The sequence below is a fragment of the Pseudomonadota bacterium genome, assembly GCA_036141575.1.
Lineage (GTDB): Bacteria > Pseudomonadota > Alphaproteobacteria > UBA2136 > JAPKEQ01 > JAPKEQ01.
This window is the reverse complement of sequence record JAYZXF010000010.1, coordinates 1-21,487: the sequence shown is the minus strand read 5'-3', so window position 1 is coordinate 21,487 and position 21,487 is coordinate 1. Positions and strand designations below refer to the sequence as shown.

The window sequence follows — 21,487 nt, the reverse complement described above, 5'->3', positions numbered from 1 at the left end:
ATCCGTTTGATTATAAGTTTTCTGGAGGGGTTGAGCTTGATGCCCCTCTTTCTGCGTTAACGACCCTTAAAGTTGGTGGCCGTGCTAAAGTTCTTTGGTCTCCTGATTCTATTGATTCTCTCACGTCTTTCAAAAAAGAAGCGGGCAAAAGTATTCCTCATGCCATGTTGGGTGATGGAAGTAATACGTTAGTTTCAGATAACGGCTTTGATGGTGTTGTGATTCGCTTGAAGGATCTTCCGCAAGATATCCAGCTTGATGGCAAAGAGCTAACGATGGGTGCAGGTGTGAGCTGTGGTACTGTGGCACGTTTTGCGCGCGAAGCTGAACTTGATGGCTTGGCTTTTTGGTGCGGCATTCCTGGAAGTGTTGGCGGTGCCTTGTTTATGAACGCAGGCGCTTACGGACGTGAGACAGTTGATGTTCTTGAGTCGATTAACTTGATCAGCCCTGAAGGGGAGCGTGTTCAGTTTAAGCCCCATGAGCTTGATTTTGCGTATCGTCAAAGCGGTGTGCAGGATGGATGGGTTATTGAATCTGCAACATTCAAGCTTGCTGCTGGTAGTAAAGATAAAATTAAGCAAGAAATGCGTCAGATTAACCGTGACCGCTCTGAAAGTCAGCCTTTGAACATGCCAAGTAGTGGGAGCTGGTTTACAAACCCTAAGAGTATGAAATCTTGGCAGTTGGTTGATAGTGTTGGTGGGCGTGGGCAGCGCAAAGGAGACGCTGCAGTCAGTGAGAAGCATAGTAACTTTTTTGTGAACCATGGTGCAGCAACAGCTGAAGATATGGTGGCGCTTTCTGATGAAGTTGCAGACAAGATTTTTGCGGAGCATGGGATTCGCATGACAACAGAAGTAAAACGTCTTGGGGCGTTTGGGGGTAGAGTATGATTCAGGGTGTACAAACGGTTGCTGTGCTTTATGGTGGAACGTCACCTGAGGCGAAAGTTTCTGATGCGAGTGCGAAGGCCATTTCTACGGGCCTTGAAACACTTGGATATGCGGTAAAGAAAATTAACCTATCTTCAAATTGGATTATGGACCTTATGGACATGAATCCTGATTACTGCTTTATCGCAGGCCATGGTGCACCGTCTGAAGATGGAACAGTGCAGGCTGTTCTTGAAAGTTTGAATATTCCTTACAACGGGAGTTCGGTTCTCGCTTCTGCGTTGTGTATGGATAAATCCATGGCAAAAGCACACTGCATGCTAGCTGGCGTAGATGTACCAACACAGATGTCTACGGATAATGTATCTTACCCTTGCGTGGTTAAGCCAAATGATGGTGGATCGTCTGTTGGTGTGAGCCTTGTGCATAATGCAAAAGAGTTGAGCGCGGCGCTCAACAAGACGCGCGTTTATGCTGGTGATATTCTGATTGAAGAGATGATTGAAGGCCGTGAACTGACTGTTGGTATTATGGATGGTGAGGTTCTTGCGATTACAGAAATTATGCCTGAGAGCTCTCATGCGTTTTACGATTATGATGCAAAGTATGCAGCAGGCGGTTCTGTTCATAAGGTTAACCCAAGCTTGCCAGCTGAAGTGGTTCAACGCTTGAAAGATTACACGGTCATTTCTTACGAAATTCTAAAGTGTTCTGGTGTGGCTCGTGCAGACTTTATGTTTGATGAAGCGACGGGGCGTGTTGTGTTTCTAGAAATGAACACACTGCCAGGCTTTACAGAAACAAGTTTAATTCCAGAGATGGCGCAGGCAATTGGTTTTACGTTTGAATCTCTTTTAGAAAAAATTATGACATCAAGTCTTTATCATCAGGAAGGTACGAAGGTCGCATAATGTATTCGACTCAAAAGAAAAAGAAGTTTCCAGTTAAAAACGTCGTGATTGGCGCTCTTGTTGTTTTTGGTGGTCTTGTGACTTACGGCGTTGGTAAGGCGTTTTTAGAGCAAGATGGTATTGCCAAGGTTCTTGGTGCAAAAGCAAAGCATATTATGGTTGAAGGTGCTTTGTATGTAGATCAGCAAGCATTGCGTGAAAAAATTGGCCTAAACTTTAACGATCCTTTGATTGGTTTTAAGGCTGCTGATGTGAAAGCACGTGTTGAAGAGTTGCCTTGGGTATCTAAGGCTGAAGTTCAGCGTCAGTTGCCATCAACGGTTAAAGTGAAGCTGTATGAGAAGAAACCTCTTGCGCTTTGGCAAAGTGACGATGGTCGTTATGTGATTGATAGAGAAGGGAATCCTATTAATAAGGCGACGGATATCTTTAATTATTTGCCTCTTTTAACAGGAACTTCGTCATCTGAAAACGCACCGAAGCTATTTGCAATGATTGCAGAAAGCCCACACCTCGACAATAAAATTACATCTGCTGAATTTATTGGTGAAAGACGCTGGAATTTGATGTTTGAAAATAATGTCCTTGTTCAGCTCCCAGAAGGTGCCTCTGTTAGTGCTATGAAAAAATTGAAGAAATTGAACGACTCTAAAGATGTAATGAAGGTTGGCGGTATTGTAATTGACCTTAGAATTGAGGATAGAATTATCTTGCGCCTGCCTGAAAACGTCGATTTGTCCGCAGGATGGCCACCTCAAAGCCAAAAAAATAGTGTATGATAAAAAGTAAGTATAAAAAGCGCGTTTAGTACCCCAAATAAATGGCGCACAAAAGGTAAGAAAACTGAATGTCTGTAAAGAATAAAAACGCAATTGTTGCAGGGCTGGATATTGGCTCTAGCAAAGTGTGCTGTTTTATTGCAGAGCTTGATGAGTTCTTTAACCCGCGTGTGTTAGGGTATGGCCAGTATGTAACTGCTGGTATGAAACGCGGTGTTATCATTGATATGGACCAAATTGAGCATGCAATCCGTGAATCAGTTGCCCAAGCTGAAGATATGGCGGGTGTGGATGTTGAAGAGGTTTATGTAAGTCTTGGTGGAGTTCACCTGAAAAGCCAGATGACAGACGGTTTGGTTGTTCTGAATAACCACGAGATTGATGATAACGATATTGTACGTGTCATTGAAGTTGCACGTGCGAAGCAGATTGAAGGTGACAGGCAGATCGTTTACGCCCAAGCGACAAAATACCTTCTTGATAGTCAAAACGATATTCGTGACCCTCGCGGCATGACAGGTTCTCGCCTTGAAAGTGAAGTTCATATTATTAGTGCAGCATCTTCAGCAGTACGTAATGTTCTGCGTTGTGTAGAGCGTGCAGACCTTGAAGTGGCAGAGCTTGTGGTTCAGCCATATGCATCAGGTTTGTCTTCTCTTGTACAAGATGAAAAAGAGCTCGGTGTTTGCCTTGTAGACATTGGTGGCGGTACATCTGATATCGCAATCTTTGGTGACGGTGCACTTCTTTACTCTGGTGTGATTCCAGTAGGTGGTCACCATATTACAAATGATATTGCGCGAGGTCTTTCAACGCCTCTTTCTCATGCGGAACGCATTAAGACAATGTACGGCTGTGCAATGTCATCTATGGTGAGCGGTGATGAGACAATTGATATCCCGCATGTGGGTGAAAACGATGGCAGCGAGCCTGGACACGTAACAAAGAGCGTGCTTGCAGGGATTATTCAGCCACGTTGTGAAGAAATTTTAGAGATGATTCGTGAGAAGATTGAGCAAAGTGGCTTTGAATCTTCAATTGGTCGTCGTGTGGTGATCACTGGTGGTACAAGCCAGCTTGAAGGTGTTCGCCAACTTGCAGAAGTTATTCTAGATAAAAACGTGCGTATTGCACGCCCAGTTGCCCTTGAAGGTCTGACGGATCTTTCAGGTGGTGCGCAGTTCTCAACGGCTGCAGGGCTTGTGGTTTACGGCGCACGCCAATATGCGGCAAAAGCAAGAGCATCTCGCCGCGTGAATGTAGGTAAAGGTTTTTGGAGTGGGGTGACTCAGTCCATTAGGCAAGTATTTCAGTCAGAGTCTTAATACGGAAAACCTCTGACAGAATAAAAGAATAATAATAACGATAAAATAAGAGGCCAGACACATGTCACTAAAAATTAGCATGGCGACGGAAGAGACTCATCAGCCGAAAATTACGGTTGTTGGTGTTGGTGGAGCAGGCGGTAACGCTGTTCAAAATATGATTGAATCTGATCTGCAAGGTGTAAACTTTATTGCAGCAAACACGGACGCTCAGTCCCTGATTCATAACCCTGCTGAAAGTCATGTTCGTCTTGGTAAAGAGCTGACAGAAGGTCTTGGTGCTGGTGCAAACCCTGATATTGGTGCGGCAGCTGCTGAAGAATCTTACGAAGAAATTAGCGAAATGCTACGCGGTTCACACATGGTGTTTGTGACTGGTGGTATGGGTGGTGGTACCGGTACTGGTGCGGCGCCTGTTGTTGCTAAGGCTGCAAAAGAGCAAGGTATTCTTACTGTTGCTGTTGTGACGAAGCCATTCTCTTTTGAAGGGTCTCGTCGTATGCGTAATGCCGAAGCTGGTATTGAAGAGCTTCAACGCTACGTTGACACTGTTATCGTTATTCCTAACCAAAACCTTTTCCGTATCGCAACTGAGCGCACAACTCTTCAGGACGCTTTCAAGATGGCTGACGAAGTGCTTTACAAGGGCGTTCGTGGTGTGACTGATCTTATGATCGTTCCTGGCTTTATCAACCTTGACTTCAACGACATCAAAACTGTGATGAGCGAAATGGGCCAGGCTATGATGGGTACAGGTGAAGCTGAAGGTGAAAACCGCGCGATCATGGCATCTGAAATGGCAATTTCTAGCCCACTTCTAGATGGTATCAGCATGACGGGTGCAAAAGGTGTACTTATTAACATTACTGGTGGCCCTGACATGACACTTTACGAAGTGGATGAAGCGGCAAACCGTATCCGTGAAGAAGTTGATCCAGACGCAAACATTATCTTTGGTACATCGTTTGATAGTGCTATGGAAGGTAAGATCCGTGTGAGCGTTGTGGCAACTGGTCTTGGTGTTCCTCAGACTATGCGCCGTGCGCCAAGTGAGCGTTCTATGACTTTTGGTCTAGGTAAGCCTGCTGTTGAAACAAAAGAAGAAGCAAAGCCTGCTGCTGATATGGCTGTAAAAGCTGAAGAAGCACCAATTGCTCCTGCTGTGCCAGCTCAGGAAGACGTTTCTGGCACAATCGACTTTGCTGCAAAAGCTGCTGAAAAACAGAAAGAGCGCGAAGAAGATGCGTTTGATGATCTAGAAATCCCAGCGTTTCTACGTCGTCAAGCAAACTAAGCTTAAGTAAGGAGGTCGCCCCAGAGTGGGCGGCCTTTTTGCTGTGATAAACTCTGTGAAAAGGGTATACTTACTGCCATGAGAAAACAAACGACACTTAAAAAGTCAGTCAGCCTTTCTGGCGTTGGCTTGCACAGCGGTAAAGAATGTACAGTTAAGCTGTGCCCTGCTGATGAATTTGATGGTATTTCATTTAACCGCACAGATGTGATTCCTGGTAGCGGTATTATTAACGTATGTGCAGATGCTGTTTCTGAAACGCGCCTTTGTACAGTGATTAAGAATGATCACAACACAACAGTTTCTACGGTTGAGCACCTTATGGCAGCTCTTTATGCCCTTGGTATTGATAATCTTGTGATTGAAGTGGATGGCCCCGAGCTTCCAATTTTAGACGGGAGTTCTCAGCCTTGGGTGGAGTTGATTGATTCTGCCGGTATTCAAAAATTTGATGAACCTGTAAAAGTGATTCGTGTGAAGAAAGATATCTCTATTAAAGAGGGTATCTGCATGGCACGTGTTAAGCCTGCGGCTGAATTTAGTCTCGATATTTTTGTAGATTATCCGCACCCATATGGAAAGCCAACACAGCGTCAATATGACGGCTCTGAGTACGAGTTCCGTAAGGAAATTGCAAAAGCACGTACGTTCTGTATGGAAAAAGATGTGAAAAATATGCAGGACCTTGGTCTAATTAAGGGCGGCTCTCTCGATTGTGCACTGGTGCTTATGGAAGACGGTACTGTTTCTAACAGCGAAGGTGTGCGTTTTGATGATGAGCTTGTACGTCATAAGGCACTCGATTGCCTCGGCGACTTCTTTATGGCAGGTTACCCGATTGCGGGTAAGTTTGAAGTTCGCCTTCCTGGGCATGGCATGAACAATAAACTTCTGAGAAAGCTGCTTTCTGATGAAGCAAACTGGGGGTGGAAATAATGCGTTATAGCCTTCTAGTTGTTTTGTTTGCTGTTGTGGGTTGCGCAAAAGTTGATGCACCACCCCTTTATACAGTGCCAGAAATCCCTGAAGATAAACCAACCGCAACAGTAGATGGTGATTCTGTGAGTCAGGATGAAATTTCAGATATTATTAAAAAACGTGAACAACTACTCAGTACAGGAGAATAGCCTTTGAAAACAGTTGCCCTTTACGCCACATCAGAGTACAGAGATGAATTTCTAAAAGGCTTTGAGAAGCTAGAAGATCGTGAACTTGCATATGTGTGGGATGGAGAAGGGGAACTAGATACTGCGATTCTAGAAAATGGTGGTGTTGATGTTGTTATTGAAGCGCTAAATAGCCCTAAGCAATCTGGCAAAGTGATTAAGGCTGGTCTTGAAAGTGGCCTTTCTGTTGTTGCAACTAATGTTGCGGCTGTGGGTGCTGAAAGGGAAGCTTATAAGAACATTGTGATTGATAAAGGTGCCTCTTTGATTATTTCAGGTGCTGTTTGGGGTGATGGCCGCGAGTATGCGAAGAACATTGAATCTCGCTCTAAACGTATTTTCCTTATTCCTGGTGGCGCACCGTCTACTCTTCTTCGTTACATGAGGGATGAGAACATTGGCTTTAATGATGCTGTTGAGCTTTACGCTGAAGTGAATGATGTGGCTGTTGATGTGGTGCGTGAGCGTGCGATGGGTAAGATTACACTACGCCGTGCTGACTTGATGCGTGAACAAGTTCTTTCATCTGTGAAGGGCGTTGTGCGTAACCCACGCGGACTTGATCATATTGAAGCTTGCGACATTCTACTTGCTGAACGTATGGGGTATGAGATTAAACTTACTGCTGATATTCGTATGGATGGTGTATTTGTTGCCCCGTTCCTTTTTGATAGGAACCTGCCACTTGCCCATGTGGAAGACACAGATGAAGCGGTTTGGGTTGCCTTGAATGACCATAACCGCATGATGACATACCGCCACTATAAAGGCGCATTTATTGAAAGTGTTCTGGCTGATGTAGTAAGCCTTAAGCCTACTAAGCAGAATGTGAAGCCTAACCTAACTGGTGCTGAGCAAAATACAGAAGTGCTTTACTTTATTCGAGGTAACATGGGTATGGCGAGTTTCTGTAAAGATCATCCATCATTTAGCGTGGTTGCAGACTCTATGATTGCCAAAGATGGTATTGAAGCAGCTGTGGTGCGTACCAATAAGGCCAAAATTGAAATTGATCGCCTAACAAGTGAGTTTGGTGTGAAAATCTATAACGTATTTCAAGGAAATGACACATGGTATCCGCTGTAAGAAAATATGAGCTAGGCGAACGTATTGAAGCCAATATTGATCGCCGTGTTTCTATTGAGCTTGTTCGTGTAACAGAAGCAGCCGCACGCGCAGCTTATAAACACCTCGGACGTGGTGATAAAAATGCGCTAGATGGCGCTGCTGTAGATGCGATGCGCACAGCACTTGGCGGGATTGACCTTTACGGTACAGTCGTGATTGGTGAAGGTGAAAAAGATAATGCGCCAATGCTGTATAACGGTGAAGTTTTGGGTACGCCGCAAGGTACGCCTGTTGATATTGCTGTGGACCCTGTAGATGGAACAACGCTTGCCTCTAAAGGGTTGGATAATGCTCTAAGCGTAATTGCTATTGGTGAGAAGGGTAAGCTTCTTGCGGCGCCTGATATGTCGATGAAGAAACTGGCTTTTGGAGCAGGTGTAGATATCACTCAATTTACTTTAGATATGACGGCTAATGCGGTTGTGACTGAATACGCCCGCCAAAAAGAAATGGCTGTGGAAGATGTTGTGGTTTGCCTTCTTGAACGTCCGCGTCATGTACATTACCTTGAAGCAATCCGTAAAGTTGGTGCGCGCACTAAACTTATTTCAGATGGTGATATTGCAGGTGCGCTGGCAACAGCTCTTCCTGAAAGTGGTGTGGATATTTATATGGGGAGCGGTGGTGCACCTGAAGGTGTTCTTGCTGCAGCTTCACTTAAATGTCTTGGTGGTCATTTTATGGGACGTCTAGATGTAGAAAATAGTCGTGATAGTGAAAAGGCTCTTGCTGATATGAAAGAGATGGGCCTTACGGAAGAAAAGGTTTACATGACAGAAGATCTTGCTGGTGGTGAAGTGATTTTTGCTGCAACAGGGATTACAGATGGGAGCTTCCTCAAAGGGGTGCGTCATGTTAAGGGTGGTGAAATGACACATACCATTGTGATGCGCTCTCATACAGGAACTGTACGTCGTGTAGAGACATTCCATCAGAACTAATAAGTACTTAAAAAAAGCCCGCCGAACGGCGGGCTTTTTTATTCGATTTTAATCTTGGGTATTTGTCGCACGGCGGCGTGGGCTAAAGACAAAGGGGTAAGCATAATACTCACCGCCAAAGGCTTTGGAGCACCCAATGATGGGGCAAACAATACCCAAAATGGCTTGTGCAATCAGTAGCAACAGGCCAACTGGGAAGACGATCAGGAACAGCATGATTCCTATAAAAGCATACAGGATCATAAAGAGCTGAAACCGCATGGTTTCCCTGCCGTGATGATCAATGAAGTTATCATCTTTTCTTGCTGTCCACATAGCAAAGGCGACAAGCAGCCCAAGCAAGGGAGTTCCAATGAAGCTTGCAACAAGGGGGGCAATATGAATAAACCCGCCATAAGTTGAATTGTCATTATGCTGAGATGCAGGCATTGAATCGTCCTTTTCTGGCTTTTGAGAAGAAGGGGAGGAGGCATTTAGGCTGGTTTTACCCATGAGTGCGCGAACAACATTCACCATAGGGTAGATAATTGTGAGGGCATTAAGGGCGGCAAATGCAACAAAGGTTGTGGTTGCAAATGCATAGTTACCAGTCACGTTAAAGGCAATGTATAGGTCAAGAGAGTACCTTGTATTGCCCATGAGGGTGAAGCTTCCAGCATATATAGAAATGATGGAAAACAAGACGCCAAAAAATATGGCGTGCAATCCGATGAGAATTGCTTGAAATTTCAAACTTGCGCGCCCATGTTGATCAACGAGCGCGTTCTTATCCTTTTTAATCACCCACAAAATGAGAACGACCAATATTCCCGCAAATGGGAAGATAAAGAGCGTAATGAGAAGGGGGATAAGATGTAGCATGGCACTATAGATCGTGCCTTTAGCTCGAGTTGACATGGCGAACTCCATCACTGGTAAAGGAACATAGATCAGAATTTATCTACATAATACGTATGCACTGTATACGAGTCAAATGGAAATGAGTATTAAAAAAGGGCCTTTAAGGCCCTTTTATTATTCTACTGTTACTGATTTAGCGAGGTTTCTTGGTTGGTCAACGTCTGTCCCTTTAAGGACAGCCACATGGTAAGCCAGAAGCTGCATTGGGATGGTGAATAGAATGGGTGCCACGGTTGGGTGGGATTCTGGAACTAGAATTTCACTACGCTCAATTTCTGGTGCGGCTTTAAGGGCCTCTTTATCACCAACAAGAACCACCTGCCCGCCACGTGCATTCACTTCTTGCATGTTTGAGATGGTTTTTTCAAGCAGGCCATCTGTTGAGGAGGCCAAGTTAATGACAGGAAGTGTTTCATCAACCAATGCGATTGGACCGTGTTTCATTTCACCTGACGCATAGGCCTCAGCATGAATGTATGAAATTTCTTTAATTTTGAGAGCACCTTCGCTTGCAATTGGAGCAAGTGAGCCACGCCCAAGGTACAGCATGCTAGAAGCCTTCTTCACTTTATGTGCAAGAGCTTCAATAGCTTTTGTATTTGAAACGGCTTTACCAATTTGTGTTGGTAGTTCGCGAAGGGCTTGTGTCCATGCTTGGCGCTCTGCTGTATCAGCACCTTTTTCTTCAAGCATTTTTAGGCTCATCAGGTTGAACGCTGTCAGCATGCCAATGAAGCATTTTGTTGATGCCACGGCAATTTCAGTGCCGGCTTGGAAGTCAATCACAGCATCACTAATGCGGGCAATAGAGCTGGTTGGCGTGTTTGTAAGAGTCACAATAAACTGGCCATTTGCTTTTGCGTGCTCAACAGCAGCAAGTGTATCAGCTGTTTCACCGCTTTGAGAAACGGCTACAAAAATACCGCCTTTAAGAAGTGGTGGGTTGCGGTAACGGAACTCACTTGCAACATCTACGTTCACAGGAACGGTGCCAGCGTTTTCTAGCATGTATTTACCAACAAGGCTTGCGTAGTAAGCAGTACCACAGGCAACAATGTTGATTTGCGGAGCTGCGCTGAGGTCACATGGAAGCTCTGGCAGCTTTACGTTGTCGCCTGCAAGGTATTTCTCAAGCATGCGGCTCACCACATCTGGCTGCTCATGAATTTCTTTCAGCATAAAGTGGTTGTAGCCTGCTTTACCAACAAGGGCGCTGTTTACATCAATGAGTTTTGTTTTACGTGTCGCAGCAGAGCCATCTGGACGCGTGATGTTTACGCTGTCTTTTGTCACTTCTGCAATGTCATCTTCTTCAAGGAAGAGGAATTTATTTGTGTATGGTGCAAGGGCAATAGGGTCTGAACCTACATAGTTGCAACCATCACCAAATCCAACTACAAGAGGGGCGCCACGGCGCGCTGCAATGAGTGTATCTGCATCACCTTCATGCATAATTGTAATGGCAAAGGCCCCCTCAAATTCACTCACGGCTGTTTGCACAGCTTCAAGAAGTGTTTTGCCCTCGCTCATGTAAAAGTCCACAAGGGCAGGGATCACTTCCGTATCCGTTTGTGAAGCAAACGTACGGCCTTTACCTTCAAGCATTGTTTTAATGTCTTGGTAATTTTCAATGATACCGTTATGAACAACGGTGCAAGCGCCGCTTTTATGCGGGTGTGCGTTGCCTTCATTTGGGGCGCCATGTGTTGCCCAGCGTGTGTGACCAATGGCGCTACCAGCTGATGCACTAAAAGGCATGCTTTCAATCAGTGCTTCAAGGGCACTAATTTTACCAGCGCTTTTACGAATTTCTACAGAGGATCCTGTATTTTGCGCGATCCCTGAGCTATCATAGCCACGGTATTCTAGACGTTTTAAGCCTTCTAGAACTTGAGATGCTGAGTTGGTATCTCCAATAACACCGACGATTCCACACATTGTTCTCTTCCCCTTTTTATTGTTATTTTAGAGAGCTTTTTCTGCTCTATTAAAGATGTTCGTATTCCCCGATACCGCTTTTTAGATCTACGCGATCTTTTGTGCGTGTTTCAAGTTCTTGCTTCACGGTTACAAGTGTATCTGCTGGAATTGTACCGTTAAGTACAACGCCACTGCCTACCCATGTGTAAGCACCAACAACAGTACCTGGTGATGTCACAACATTTGCTGCTAGGCGAGAGTAATCACCAAGGATCGCACCGAAGAAATCGCGACCACTATCCTGTACGCCATCAAGGTCAATCTTAATGTTGGTTTGGTTAAACTTACGGTTCGCGAGAATGGTTCCGCTTCCTACGCGGCCGCCGCGGCCAACAACGCTGTCACCACAGAATGTGCCGTCTTGCACTTTTGCACCGCGCATAAGAAGAGCGTTTTTAATATCAGCCCCATGGCCAATAACTACTTCATCATCAAGGTAGCACCCTTTACGCAGGTTTGCGTGTGGGCGTACAGAAACATTTTTACCGATGTAAACGGGGCCTTCAATCACCACACCAGCATGTACCACACTGCCTTCATCAATAAAGACGTCGCCTTGAATAATGGCGCCTTCTTGCACGGTTCCTTTAATAGTTTGGCCTTTTACATCTTCCATAAGTGTGTGGAAGTTGTTGAGGAGCTCAACTGGTGAAGTGTAGTTTGCAATAAAGCCTGTCAATTTGTATGAAAGGTCATCTGCAAAGAAAAGGTCTTTAACCTGCATGTTTTAAGCCTTCTTTATATTCTGGGTAATTCATAGTGCCTTTGTTGTAGAGTGCTTCAGCGCTTTCTAGCTGTTCAGGTGAGTTTACACCTAGAAGCCCAAGCCCGTTGCTGCACGTGAATGTGCCAATTTTCATCTTGCGCTCTAGAGCGAGTGCCATGATGTCTGGTAGGTAGTATTCACCTTGTGCATTATTATTGTTCACATCGGCAAGAAGTTCAAATAGTTCAGGGCAGTTGACAAGATAAAGGCCCGTGTTGATTTCTTTCACTTGTAGCTCTTCAGTTGAAGCATCTTTATGCTCAACAACACGTTGCACATGGCCAGATTCATCACGAATAACACGACCAAGGCCTGTAGGGTCTTCAGCAATGGTAGAGATAAAGCTAATCACATGCTCTTCTGATTTGTGTTTAGCAACCAGCTCTTCGAGAAGTTCTGTTGTAATAAGAGGGCAGTCTCCTGTTAGAATAAGAGCCATCCCTTCAAAGCCTTTAAGTGAAGGGCCACATTCTCTTACGGCGTATCCTGTGCCGAGAGGCTCTGCAAAAACAGATTCGGAACCAGCATGGTTATTTGCAAGGTGCGCACGCACATCGTCTGCTTTATGGCCAACAATAACCAATGTTCGTTCAGCTCCAAGTGGAGCGGCTGCATCTAGCACATGAGAAAGCATAGCCTTACCCGCCATAGGAACGAGAACTTTTGGCATGTCGCTCTTCATACGCTTACCTTGCCCTGCGGCAAGGATAAGAGTCACTAAATTTTTCATGGAAGCGAGTATATCAAAAAACGCCTCACCAAAGAACGTTAAGTCGTCAAAAACACCTCTAAAAAATGCAAAAAACGTAAAATTTTGACTTGATTTCAAAAAAAAACTTAAAAAACAAAACCTTTATTGCGTTTGAAAATTGCATACGTTGCATACGGTTTATCCACAAATGGGGTGTCAAGTCATAATGTACATTAAGTGACCGTGTTAGTGTGTTGTTTTTTGGTGTAAGTGTATGAAAAGTAATAACTAATAAAAGTGCACTAAAAATGAGCAATCTGTACTTGGGTGCAGACTTCTGTGACATGTTTGTGTCATCCACATGCTTTTCCACAGAGTTATCCACAGCTTCCGTGGATAACTTTTTTGCACATTCTATTACGGCGCCCTTTTTGCTTTTAAATACTGCTTAAGTAAGCCTGTTACTTTGCGCACCTTTAAAAGCAAAAAGTACGTTCGTAATAAAGATGTGCAAAACCATCTTCTATAAAAGTGGGGAGATATGTAGAGCTTGTTAAGAGGTAGGCAGTCATAGTAGTCTGGGGCATGGTTCAGGAAAATGCAGGTGTAACATATCTTAAAGAGCAGCTTAAACAGGCGCCGTCATCGCCTGGTGTTTACCGTATGCTGAATGAAAAAGGCGATGTGCTTTATGTGGGTAAAGCGAAGAACCTGAAAAATCGCCTAACCAACTACACACAGTTTGAAACGTTAACGCAGCGCATTAAGCGTATGGTGTTTGAAACACGTGAACTGATTCTTGTAGAGACAGAAACCGAGTCAGAAGCGCTTCTTCTTGAAATTAACCTTATTAAAAGTTTAAAGCCAAAATACAATATTCTTTTTCGTGATGATACGAGTTACCTCTCTATTCGTATTACAGGCGATGAAACGCCGCGCTTGATGCCCTATAGAGGCAAGAAGGATGTAAGTGGGGAATTGTATGGTCCATACCCAAGTGGTGATGCTGTCTATCGTACAATTGATTTAATGGAGCGTGTGTTTAGGCTACGTACTTGTGCTGATAGTGTATTTAAGAACCGTACAAGGCCTTGCCTGAAATATGATATTAAGCGCTGTAGTGCGCCTTGTGTGGGTAAAGTATCAACAAAAGAGTATGATGACTTAATCACGCAAGCGAGGGCATTCTTAAAAGGGAATGGTGCTCAGGTTCAAAAGGCACTTTCAGAAGGGATGCAAAAAGCATCTGCCGATATGCGTTATGAAGTGGCAGCGGAATATCGTGATCGTTTAAAAGCGCTGCAGCAAGTTCTTACACCGCAACATGCCACAACCAATGCATTGGTAGATGCTGATGTTGTAGGTATGTACATGCAAGGCGGTGAAGCGGCTGTACAGGTCTTTTACTACCGTGCTGGTCAGCATGTGGGGAACCACGTGTTTTACCCTAAAGGTGTAGAAGCGGAAGAGGCATCAGAGGTGATGCGCGTTTTCCTTGCGCTTCACTACGGGACACGTCGTCCCCCAAAAGAAATTTTTGTATCAGATATGCCGGGAGATATGGACTCGCTTCTCTCTTACCTGAAAGAGCGTAATGAAGGTCGAGCTGTTTCGGTGCAGTCACCAAGCCGTGGCGATAAACATCAAATGGTGAAAAAAGCCTCTTTAAATGCAGAACAGGCTTTTAAGCGTAAAGGTGCTGCAGGCGCAGGTTGGAAAAAGCAGATGGCAGCCTTTGCTGAGGTGCTTGGAGTGCCGGAAGTCAGTCGTGTTGAAACGTTTGATATTTCCAATATTTCAGGAACCAACCCTGTGGCCTCTCTTGTGGTAGCGGGGGAAGAGGGAATGCTGAAATCCGAGTATCGTAAGTTCTCTATTACCGTTAAAAATACTCCTGATGATTACGCCATGATGCGTGAAGCCTTGACGCGTCGTTATGGGCGTATGGCGAGAGAAACAGAAAAAGCGCGCAAGGAAAAAACTGAGCCACCAGTTTGGCCAACAGTTGTGATGGTGGATGGTGGTAAAGGACATTTACGTGTGCTTGTAGAAGTATTTGATGAGCTAGGTCTCCTCTATAATGGAAAAGTTGTTCTCTGTGCCATTGCAAAGGGAGAGGAGCGTGATAAAGGTTTGGAAGTCATCTGGCGTTATGGCTTAAAAGAAGCACTTCCTATTGAAAAAGACACGCCACTTATTTTCCTTCTTCAGCAAATTCGTGATGAGGCGCACCGCTTTGCCATTAACTTCCATAGGCAAAAACGCTCTAAGGAAATGGTGACCTCTAAGCTGGATCAAATTCCTGGAATTGGTGCAAAACGTAAGAAAGCTTTGCTACTTGCGTTTGGATCTGCTTCTGGTGTAGAGGGAGCAAGTGTGAGCCAGTTGATGCAAGTAGAAGGCATTAGCAAAAGCATTGCCGAACATATCTATGGATTCTTCCACGGCTAGCTTTATGTACGAAAGTCGTGCTGCAAATCACTTTTTTCTGCGCATCCTTTGCTCATGTATTTTAAATACACTGTGCGACAGTTCTCGCAAAAAGTAATTTTCGCTACGATCTCGTATATAAAGCATAAGAGGTTGGGGCTTGAATTTTTGTCTAGAACCTCCATACTTGTTAGAGTTTAAGAAAGGTTTTACATGCTCGATACATTTGCAGCGCAGCATCCTGTGCTTCTCGCATTCCTCTTTACAGCTGCGGCTGGGGCCTCCACGGTGCTTGGAACAGTCGCTCTTATTTTTGCTCATTATAGTAATGTGCGTCTGCTAGCTTTATCTTTGGCATTTAGTGCTGGAGCAATGATTTATATTTCCTTTACAGAGTTCTTTTATGAAGCGAGTGAAATGCTTGCACCAGCAACAGGAGAAGGACATGTAGCTTATCTGGCTGTGATGATGTTCTTTATTGGTATTTTACTTTTCTTATTTATGAACTGGGTAACGCCTAAGCTATTAAACCCACATTTACAGCGCGATAAAGACTGTGTGGAAGACATGGCTGCTGGTCATGAGCACGAACATGGACATGTTCATATTCATGATGCGATCTTACTTAAGAAACTTGGCGTACTGGCAGCACTTGCGATTAGCTTACACAACCTGCCTGAAGGTATGGCAACATTTTTTGCGACACTCAGTGAACCTGAACTTGGTTTGGTTGTAGCAGCTGCGATTGCGCTGCATAACATTCCTGAAGGTGTGAGTGTGGCTGTACCAATTTACTATGCGACACAGAGTAAAAAGAAGGCGTTTGCATATGCAGCGCTAAGTGGGGTGGCAGAACCGGTTGGTGCACTGCTAGGCTATATTGTTTTAAAGCCATTTATGAGTGAGATTCTTATGGGAATGGTTCTGGCTACTATTGCTGGTTTTATGGTTGTGCTAGGCCTAGATGAGCTTTTACCTGCTTCACGCCGTTATAGTCGTGGTAAGGAGACACTTATTGGTGTGATTTGTGGTATGGCTGTTATGGCTGTGAGCCTTGTGCTTCTGCATTAGAATGATGATAAAAGAAAAAGCCACCGCAAGCGGTGGCTTTTTAAATCTTAAGAATCTCTACGCTTAATGAGAGAAAGCTGAACGTTGTAGTCCTGATTGCCTTCTTCTTTGTTACGGCGGTGAGAGTTAAACATATCCACTTTATCAAACGTACAGTGACGCGTGTCATGGATATTTAGATCAATGAGGCCAGCTTCAGTCGCCTGCCACTTTGCGACACCTGCAAGATCAAGACGGCTAAAGCCTTCTTTTTCAGACGGTCTAAAGAACTTTTCAGGGAAGTGTGTCTTAAACTCGTTCTCAACTTCGTAGTTATGTTGGCGAATACATGGGCCAATTAGCATGTGAATATCTGTGCTGCTTACGCCAAGGTCGTTTTGAAGAACTTCAATTGTTTTTGCAAGAATATCTTGCTGTAGGCCGCGCCAGCCGCAGTGTACAGCAGCAACGGCTTGTGGGCAGCTTAGAAGAACAGGAACGCAATCAGCTGTTTTTACAGCCAGCCATAGGTCTGGACGGTCTGTTACGATGGCATCAGCTTCTGGATATACGCGAGGTTCGCCAGCATAAACAATGCGGTCGCCGTGAACTTGGCGCATGTGGGCGATAGGCCCTAGAATCTCTGTGTAGTCACGGATGGTATCTTCCACGTTATCGTGGCTGCCTTCTTTTGTGCCAAAGGCATGCTCAGCATGTGGAAATAGAACATCTGCTTCAATAAATTTCATGGGTTCCCCTAAAACTCTTCTTCTTCAGGGAAGCAGTGTGCCACAAACTTCTATTTATTGGAAGAAGGTATTCTGAAATCCTGCAGGATCCGGAACCCCTTGTGTGCGCCAGCAAAGCACTTTAAACAGGCTACCCATTTGGCTCGGGTGCATGAGTCTGTGAATCGCGGCTTGCATGTTTTCACGCTCTTCACCTTCTGTGTTTTCTAGAAGAGTGGCAGCGCGAATTGGCAGTCCCATCTGTGTAAGGAAGTATCCCATATCTGTTGGGCCAAGTGTGTTTGAGCCAAAGATATCTGCAACAAAGTTGAAGTTCACATGTGTTGTCAGGTCTGCTTGTCCAGGGTTTTCGAGCACGTCTACTGTTTGGTGCTTCGCGAGCGCTTGCAGCGTATCTGCGCTACCGCCAGCTGCACCGTAATCAATAAACAGCGCTGCACCTTTTTTGATTGAACGCTTCACGCTGCGGAGGAATTTTTCCATCGCATCATATGTTTCAATAAATTCAGCATCTGTGTTGTGGAACGTATATGAACGGTCACTTGTTGTGTAAGCAAGCTTGTTGCCGCTTAGTTCAATAATACGTTCTTTGTATCCGTCTGGTGTTTTCTGGAACTGTCTTACAGGGAAGGCGTCCAGCACTTCGTTACCAATAAGAATAACAGGGGCGTCAAAATCAATATCTTCAATGTTGTTTGTCCACGTTACATCTTCATGCTCGCTGAGTGTATCCATTTGGATAGACTTGAGGTGTGGGCTGATTTCAACCAAGTGCACCTTTGCGTTTTGGTAGCATGTTGCGCGTACTTTTTGGAGGGTACGGAGGACATCTTTCATAAGCGTTCCGCGGCCTGGACCTGCTTCAACAAGGTGGAAAGGTTCTGGGCACCCAAGCTTTTGCCAAAGGTCAATCACCCAAATACCAATCATTTCACCAAAGAGCTGAGTCATTTCTGGTGCTGTTGTGAAGTCACCAGCTGTACCGAATGGGTCGCGTGTCATGTAGTAGCCGTGATTCGGCTCGTAAAGACATAGAGACATGTAGTCTGCAACGTTTAGAGGACCTCTGTCCTTAATGCGTTGTACAATTAAATCCTTCATCATGGTATTTGCCTATCATTACAGGTTATTCCCACAGAAGGCTCACGTCCCTATTTAGTTGTTTCTTTTGTTGTAATAGAGGCACGGCCTCTGCTTATGAATAAATAGTATACACCTAACAAAACCATTGGCAAGCATAAAATTTGCCCCATGGTAATTGTTGTAAATATGCCGTCTTGTAAGTGTGAGTCTGGCATACGGGCATATTCAATGAGGAATCTAAATGCGCCATAACCAACAAGGAAGGTACCTGTAAGGGTCCAAGGGCGAGGGTTTTTGCGTGCCATTACCCATAAAATGATAAATAAAACAATGCCTTCTAGTGCGGCCTCGTAAAGCTGTGACGGATGTCTTGGCAGCTCGTCTGCTGTTGGGAATACCATGCCCCAAGGGAGGTCTGTTGGGCGCCCGTAGAGCTCTCCATTGATGAAATTGGCAATACGACCAAAGAAAAGGCCAATGGGTACAACAACGGCTAATTTATCGGATAATTGCCAAATTGGCAGGTTTTTCTTCCATGCGAAGAGCATTGTGGCGATAAGGCAGCCAAGTGCGCCACCATGGAAAGACATGCCGCCATGCCATGTTTGGAGGATTTGTATAGGGTTTTGAATGTAGTAACTAAAATTATAGAAGAATACATACCCAAGACGTCCGCCAAGGATAACTCCAATAATAATCCAGACAAAGTAGTCATCCACATGCTTTTTGGTGATGACTGAATCCTTCATGTTGTTACATAGATATTTAAATGCATAAAGCCCAAGGATAAACCCTGCAACATACGCAAGGCCATACCACCTGAGTGGGAGAGGGCCAATATAGAGAGCAACAGGGTCTATTTGTGGAAAGGGCAGCATGATTTAAATATCCTTATAGGTATGGGTCAGCTTGGTCGAGGTGGTTTTGAACGTAATCTTTGACACCTTCTTCGAGGGTGTGAAACCTAAACGCTTCGCCCATAAGGTCTGTATATGCTTTTTGAAAGGCAGTCATATTAGCTTCTGTATAGTATTGATATTTACCCTTTAGGTCGTCGGGCATTTCAATATATTTAATATTAGGCTTTTGCTCGAGCGCTGTAAATGTTGCTGTGGCAAGGTCTTTAAAACTTCTTGCTTGGCCTGATCCCACATTAAAAATGCCGCAAATTTCTGGGGTGTCTAAGAGCCAAATCACAATGCGCGCGATATCTTTTACATAAATAAAGTCTCGAGACTGGCCTCCATGGTCAAAGCCTTCTTTATAAGATTTAAACAGTTCAACTTTGCCGTTTTCTTTTATTTGACGGAACGAGTGCGCCACAACGCTTTGCATACGTTCTTTGTGGTATTCGTTAGGGCCGTACACGTTAAAGAACTTAAGGCCTGCCCACTGAGAAGGTTTTTGTTCACGATTAACGATAGCTTTATCACACATATGTTTACTAAAGCCATAGCCATTAAGAGGTTGTAGGCGAAGTAGATCTTCAATTTGATCACTATCGTCAAACCCTTGAGTTCCATCACCATATGTAGCGGCAGATGATGCATAGATGTATGGCACATTGCGCTTTGCACACCAGTCAAACAGGTCAAGTGTTGGGCGGATATTCATTTGTGTAATGGCATCCATATCTGTTGTTGTTGTGCTACTGTCTGCACCCATATGGATGATTGCTGTCACTTCTTTTTCATGTTGGATAAGAAAGTTTCCAAGGTCTTCGGGTGCGACAATATCATGAATGATACGTTTACTAAGGTTTTTCCAGCGGTCATCTGCATCTAGCCAGTCGCACACCACAACAGGTGTATCTGGTTTTTCACGGTTAAGAGCTTCTACAATGACAGAGCCAATAAAGCCTGCTGCACCAGTTACAATATACATAAGTTGGTTTCTTTCTTTATCTCAAATATGTGTGGGTAGAGTAACGCAAAACAGCGGTTTTGAAAATAGATGTTATGCGGCTTTCTATCGGATTAAAGCTAGACACTTCTTACATCTCTCTGCACACTAATAGACAAGAATAAAAAGTTTATTTGGATGAATTTTTACTTTTAGTGCCCGCTCAAGTACGAGCTGAGTACTCATTGCATGCCCCAAAAGCAAAAATTCTTTCCAAAGCGCACTCTATTGGAGTGCTTAAATCAATTTTAGATCGAATATGAGGTTATGTATAAATATGAAAAAAATCTTGTTTCTTGGGTTTGGAAATATGGGGCAGGCCATTGCCAGTGGGCTTCTTAAAGAAGAAGGCGCTTTTCATATTGATGCGGTAGATCCATATCTGGCTGAGAAAGGCTCTCCTTTTAAAGAGGTTCAAGTCTATGCGGATGCTGCAGAGGTAACGCAGGCTTATGATTTGGTTGTTCTTGCGGTTAAGCCACAAATTGCCGCACAGGTTTATCCTATGCTGAATAGCCTTATTCAAGAAGGTGGGGCAGCGCTCTCTATTATGGCAGGCATTCCAAGGTCTCAAATTCAAACTCATATGAGTAAAGATCGTCATGTTGTACGTTCTATGCCGAATACGCCTGCTGCAGTGGGTCTCGGTATGAGTGTCCTTGTTGGGGATGCCTCTCTTTCTTCTGAGGTGAAGGCACTTTGTACAACGGTGCTTGAGGCTGTGGGTGAAGTGATTTGGACAACATCTGAAGACCAGATGCATGCAGTGACAGCTGTTTCAGGAAGCGGTCCTGCTTACTTCTTTGCTTTGATGGATGCAATGACGAAGGCGGGGACGTCTTTAGGCCTTGATGAGGCTATGGCAAGAAAGCTTGCCTGTGTGACAGCAAAAGGGGCGGGGACCCTTGCAGTGAATGAGATAGAGAGTGGAAAAACTCCACTACAACTTAAACAGGCTGTAACAAGTAAAGGTGGAACAACAGAGGCTGCTCTGAATGTTTTCGATAAAAATCAATTTGATAGCTTGGTTCAAGAGGCGCTTGATGCAGCGGAGCAACGCTCTCGAGAACTCTCTATTTAAAATTGTAATTTATGCGTTGATTCTACAATAAGTTGTGCTAAGGTGAATGTCATACAAATGATATGAACCAAATAGGACTTACGTTATGGAGCCGCAAACACCTCATATGCTTCGGAAAAACTCTTTTGAAGCGCTTTTTATGGAACCTATTCCAGAAAAACCGGGAATGCGCCTTGCTGAGTCCATGGCTGATCATTTCAAGTCAATGATCACAAATGGATCTTTAAAGGCAGGCGATAAGCTGCCGACAGAGCATCAGCTTTGTGATTATTATTCTGTAAGTCGTTCAACATTGCGTGAGTCTATGCAGATTTTGCGGGCTCATGGATACCTTGATGTGTCACCTGGGCGTGGTTCATTTATTAAATCTGTACAACCGACATCAACATCTGGACAGAGTTCCGTAAGCGCAGCC

At 44.5% G+C, this 21,487-nt stretch carries 20 protein-coding genes and 1 pseudogene; 13 read left to right on the top strand and 8 right to left on the bottom strand.

The annotated features are described in order from the left end of the window. From murB to glpX, 9 genes and pseudogenes are all read left to right on the top strand, one after another. A partial coding sequence (gene murB / locus VX730_04430; protein MEC9291629.1) for a UDP-N-acetylmuramate dehydrogenase occupies positions 1–896 on the top strand: 896 nt, incomplete at its 5' end. Next, on the top strand, positions 893–1,807 hold the full coding sequence (locus VX730_04425) for a D-alanine--D-alanine ligase (protein ID MEC9291628.1): 915 nt from the start codon (positions 893–895) through the stop codon (positions 1,805–1,807). The genes murB and VX730_04425, both read left to right, overlap by 4 nt. After that, a complete protein-coding gene (locus tag VX730_04420) occupies positions 1,807–2,586 on the top strand; it encodes a cell division protein FtsQ/DivIB (GenBank protein ID MEC9291627.1) in 780 nt (259 codons plus the stop codon). Before VX730_04425 ends, VX730_04420 begins: the two co-directional genes overlap by 1 nt. Positions 2,587–2,654: 68 nt before the next feature. Further along, positions 2,655–3,911: a cell division protein FtsA gene (gene ftsA / locus VX730_04415; protein MEC9291626.1), complete on the top strand. Its 1,257-nt coding sequence runs from the start codon at positions 2,655–2,657 to the stop codon at positions 3,909–3,911. A 61-nt stretch (positions 3,912–3,972) separates the two neighbouring features. Continuing rightward, a pseudogene (gene ftsZ, locus VX730_04410) lies at positions 3,973–5,028 on the top strand (cell division protein FtsZ). A gap of 255 nt (positions 5,029–5,283) precedes the next feature. Then, positions 5,284–6,141, top strand: coding sequence for a UDP-3-O-acyl-N-acetylglucosamine deacetylase (lpxC, locus tag VX730_04405; GenBank protein MEC9291625.1), 858 nt, complete (start codon positions 5,284–5,286; stop codon positions 6,139–6,141). After that, positions 6,141–6,332: a hypothetical protein gene (locus VX730_04400; protein MEC9291624.1), complete on the top strand. Its 192-nt coding sequence runs from the start codon at positions 6,141–6,143 to the stop codon at positions 6,330–6,332. Before lpxC ends, VX730_04400 begins: the two co-directional genes overlap by 1 nt. A 3-nt stretch (positions 6,333–6,335) precedes the next feature. Then, positions 6,336–7,457, top strand: a complete 1,122-nt coding sequence (locus VX730_04395; GenBank protein ID MEC9291623.1) for a hypothetical protein — start codon at positions 6,336–6,338, stop codon at positions 7,455–7,457. Then, complete coding sequence (gene glpX / locus VX730_04390; GenBank protein MEC9291622.1) at positions 7,442–8,440, top strand: class II fructose-bisphosphatase; 999 nt, start codon at positions 7,442–7,444, stop codon at positions 8,438–8,440. Before VX730_04395 ends, glpX begins: the two co-directional genes overlap by 16 nt. A gap of 48 nt (positions 8,441–8,488) precedes the next feature. On the opposite strand, the gene VX730_04385 is transcribed toward glpX, so the two are convergent. From VX730_04385 to VX730_04370, 4 genes are all read right to left on the bottom strand, one after another. Beyond that, on the bottom strand, positions 8,489–9,301 hold the full coding sequence (locus VX730_04385; GenBank protein ID MEC9291621.1) for a DUF4870 domain-containing protein: 813 nt from the start codon (positions 9,299–9,301) through the stop codon (positions 8,489–8,491). 153 nt (positions 9,302–9,454) lie between these two features. Then, complete coding sequence (glmS, locus tag VX730_04380; GenBank protein ID MEC9291620.1) at positions 9,455–11,278, bottom strand: glutamine--fructose-6-phosphate transaminase (isomerizing); 1,824 nt, start codon at positions 11,276–11,278, stop codon at positions 9,455–9,457. Positions 11,279–11,327: 49 nt separating this feature from the next. Next, positions 11,328–12,044 carry a hypothetical protein gene (locus tag VX730_04375; protein ID MEC9291619.1) on the bottom strand — a complete coding sequence of 239 codons (717 nt, stop codon included), beginning with the start codon at positions 12,042–12,044 and terminating at the stop codon, positions 11,328–11,330. Further along, the gene (locus VX730_04370; GenBank protein MEC9291618.1) at positions 12,034–12,816 is read right to left on the bottom strand and encodes an NTP transferase domain-containing protein; all 783 of its coding nucleotides are present in this window, start codon (positions 12,814–12,816) and stop codon (positions 12,034–12,036) included. Before VX730_04370 ends, VX730_04375 begins: the two co-directional genes overlap by 11 nt. Positions 12,817–13,362: 546 nt before the next feature. Between VX730_04370 and uvrC the strand changes: the two genes are divergently transcribed. Both uvrC and zupT read left to right on the top strand, forming a co-directional pair. Further along, entirely contained in the window at positions 13,363–15,228 is a 1,866-nt protein-coding gene (uvrC, locus tag VX730_04365) for an excinuclease ABC subunit UvrC (GenBank protein ID MEC9291617.1), read from the top strand. 192 nt (positions 15,229–15,420) lie between these two features. Then, complete coding sequence (gene zupT / locus VX730_04360) at positions 15,421–16,278, top strand: zinc transporter ZupT (protein MEC9291616.1); 858 nt, start codon at positions 15,421–15,423, stop codon at positions 16,276–16,278. 47 nt (positions 16,279–16,325) lie between these two features. Here the strand turns inward: zupT and VX730_04355 are convergent, their stop codons facing one another. The 4 genes from VX730_04355 to rfaD are packed head-to-tail and all read right to left on the bottom strand — an operon-like array spanning position 16,326 to position 19,973. After that, positions 16,326–17,006 (bottom strand): polyphenol oxidase family protein, encoded by a 681-nt coding sequence (locus VX730_04355; protein ID MEC9291615.1) that lies wholly within the window; start codon positions 17,004–17,006, stop codon positions 16,326–16,328. A 54-nt stretch (positions 17,007–17,060) separates the two neighbouring features. Continuing rightward, complete coding sequence (locus VX730_04350) at positions 17,061–18,110, bottom strand: SAM-dependent methyltransferase (GenBank protein MEC9291614.1); 1,050 nt, start codon at positions 18,108–18,110, stop codon at positions 17,061–17,063. Between the two features lie 47 nt (positions 18,111–18,157). Next, a complete protein-coding gene (lgt, locus tag VX730_04345; protein MEC9291613.1) occupies positions 18,158–18,967 on the bottom strand; it encodes a prolipoprotein diacylglyceryl transferase in 810 nt (269 codons plus the stop codon). Positions 18,968–18,980: 13 nt separating this feature from the next. Continuing rightward, complete coding sequence (rfaD, locus tag VX730_04340; protein ID MEC9291612.1) at positions 18,981–19,973, bottom strand: ADP-glyceromanno-heptose 6-epimerase; 993 nt, start codon at positions 19,971–19,973, stop codon at positions 18,981–18,983. A 295-nt stretch (positions 19,974–20,268) separates the two neighbouring features. On the opposite strand from rfaD, the gene proC reads away from it, so the two are divergent. Both proC and VX730_04330 read left to right on the top strand, forming a co-directional pair. Then, complete coding sequence (gene proC / locus VX730_04335) at positions 20,269–21,072, top strand: pyrroline-5-carboxylate reductase (GenBank protein ID MEC9291611.1); 804 nt, start codon at positions 20,269–20,271, stop codon at positions 21,070–21,072. A gap of 85 nt (positions 21,073–21,157) precedes the next feature. Next, positions 21,158–21,487, top strand: a 330-nt coding sequence (locus VX730_04330) for a winged helix-turn-helix domain-containing protein (GenBank protein MEC9291610.1), incomplete at its 3' end; no start/stop codon positions are given.

Bases quoted from the DNA above. Each gene is read 5' to 3' on its own strand.
- VX730_04425 (MEC9291628.1), top strand. From the start codon at position 893: ATGATTCAGGGTGTACAAACGGTTGCTGTGCTTTATGGTGGAACGTCA.
- VX730_04420 (MEC9291627.1), top strand. From the start codon at position 1,807: ATGTATTCGACTCAAAAGAAAAAGAAGTTTCCAGTTAAAAACGTCGTG.
- ftsA (MEC9291626.1), top strand. From the start codon at position 2,655: ATGTCTGTAAAGAATAAAAACGCAATTGTTGCAGGGCTGGATATTGGC.
- lpxC (MEC9291625.1), top strand. From the start codon at position 5,284: ATGAGAAAACAAACGACACTTAAAAAGTCAGTCAGCCTTTCTGGCGTT.
- VX730_04400 (MEC9291624.1), top strand. From the start codon at position 6,141: ATGCGTTATAGCCTTCTAGTTGTTTTGTTTGCTGTTGTGGGTTGCGCA.
- glpX (MEC9291622.1), top strand. From the start codon at position 7,442: ATGGTATCCGCTGTAAGAAAATATGAGCTAGGCGAACGTATTGAAGCC.
- VX730_04385 (MEC9291621.1), bottom strand. From the start codon at position 9,301: ATGCTACATCTTATCCCCCTTCTCATTACGCTCTTTATCTTCCCATTT.
- glmS (MEC9291620.1), bottom strand. From the start codon at position 11,278: ATGTGTGGAATCGTCGGTGTTATTGGAGATACCAACTCAGCATCTCAA.
- VX730_04375 (MEC9291619.1), bottom strand. From the start codon at position 12,044: ATGCAGGTTAAAGACCTTTTCTTTGCAGATGACCTTTCATACAAATTG.
- VX730_04370 (MEC9291618.1), bottom strand. From the start codon at position 12,816: ATGAAAAATTTAGTGACTCTTATCCTTGCCGCAGGGCAAGGTAAGCGT.
- uvrC (MEC9291617.1), top strand. From the start codon at position 13,363: ATGGTTCAGGAAAATGCAGGTGTAACATATCTTAAAGAGCAGCTTAAA.
- zupT (MEC9291616.1), top strand. From the start codon at position 15,421: ATGCTCGATACATTTGCAGCGCAGCATCCTGTGCTTCTCGCATTCCTC.
- VX730_04355 (MEC9291615.1), bottom strand. From the start codon at position 17,006: ATGAAATTTATTGAAGCAGATGTTCTATTTCCACATGCTGAGCATGCC.
- VX730_04350 (MEC9291614.1), bottom strand. From the start codon at position 18,110: ATGATGAAGGATTTAATTGTACAACGCATTAAGGACAGAGGTCCTCTA.
- lgt (MEC9291613.1), bottom strand. From the start codon at position 18,967: ATGCTGCCCTTTCCACAAATAGACCCTGTTGCTCTCTATATTGGCCCT.
- rfaD (MEC9291612.1), bottom strand. From the start codon at position 19,973: ATGTATATTGTAACTGGTGCAGCAGGCTTTATTGGCTCTGTCATTGTA.
- proC (MEC9291611.1), top strand. From the start codon at position 20,269: ATGAAAAAAATCTTGTTTCTTGGGTTTGGAAATATGGGGCAGGCCATT.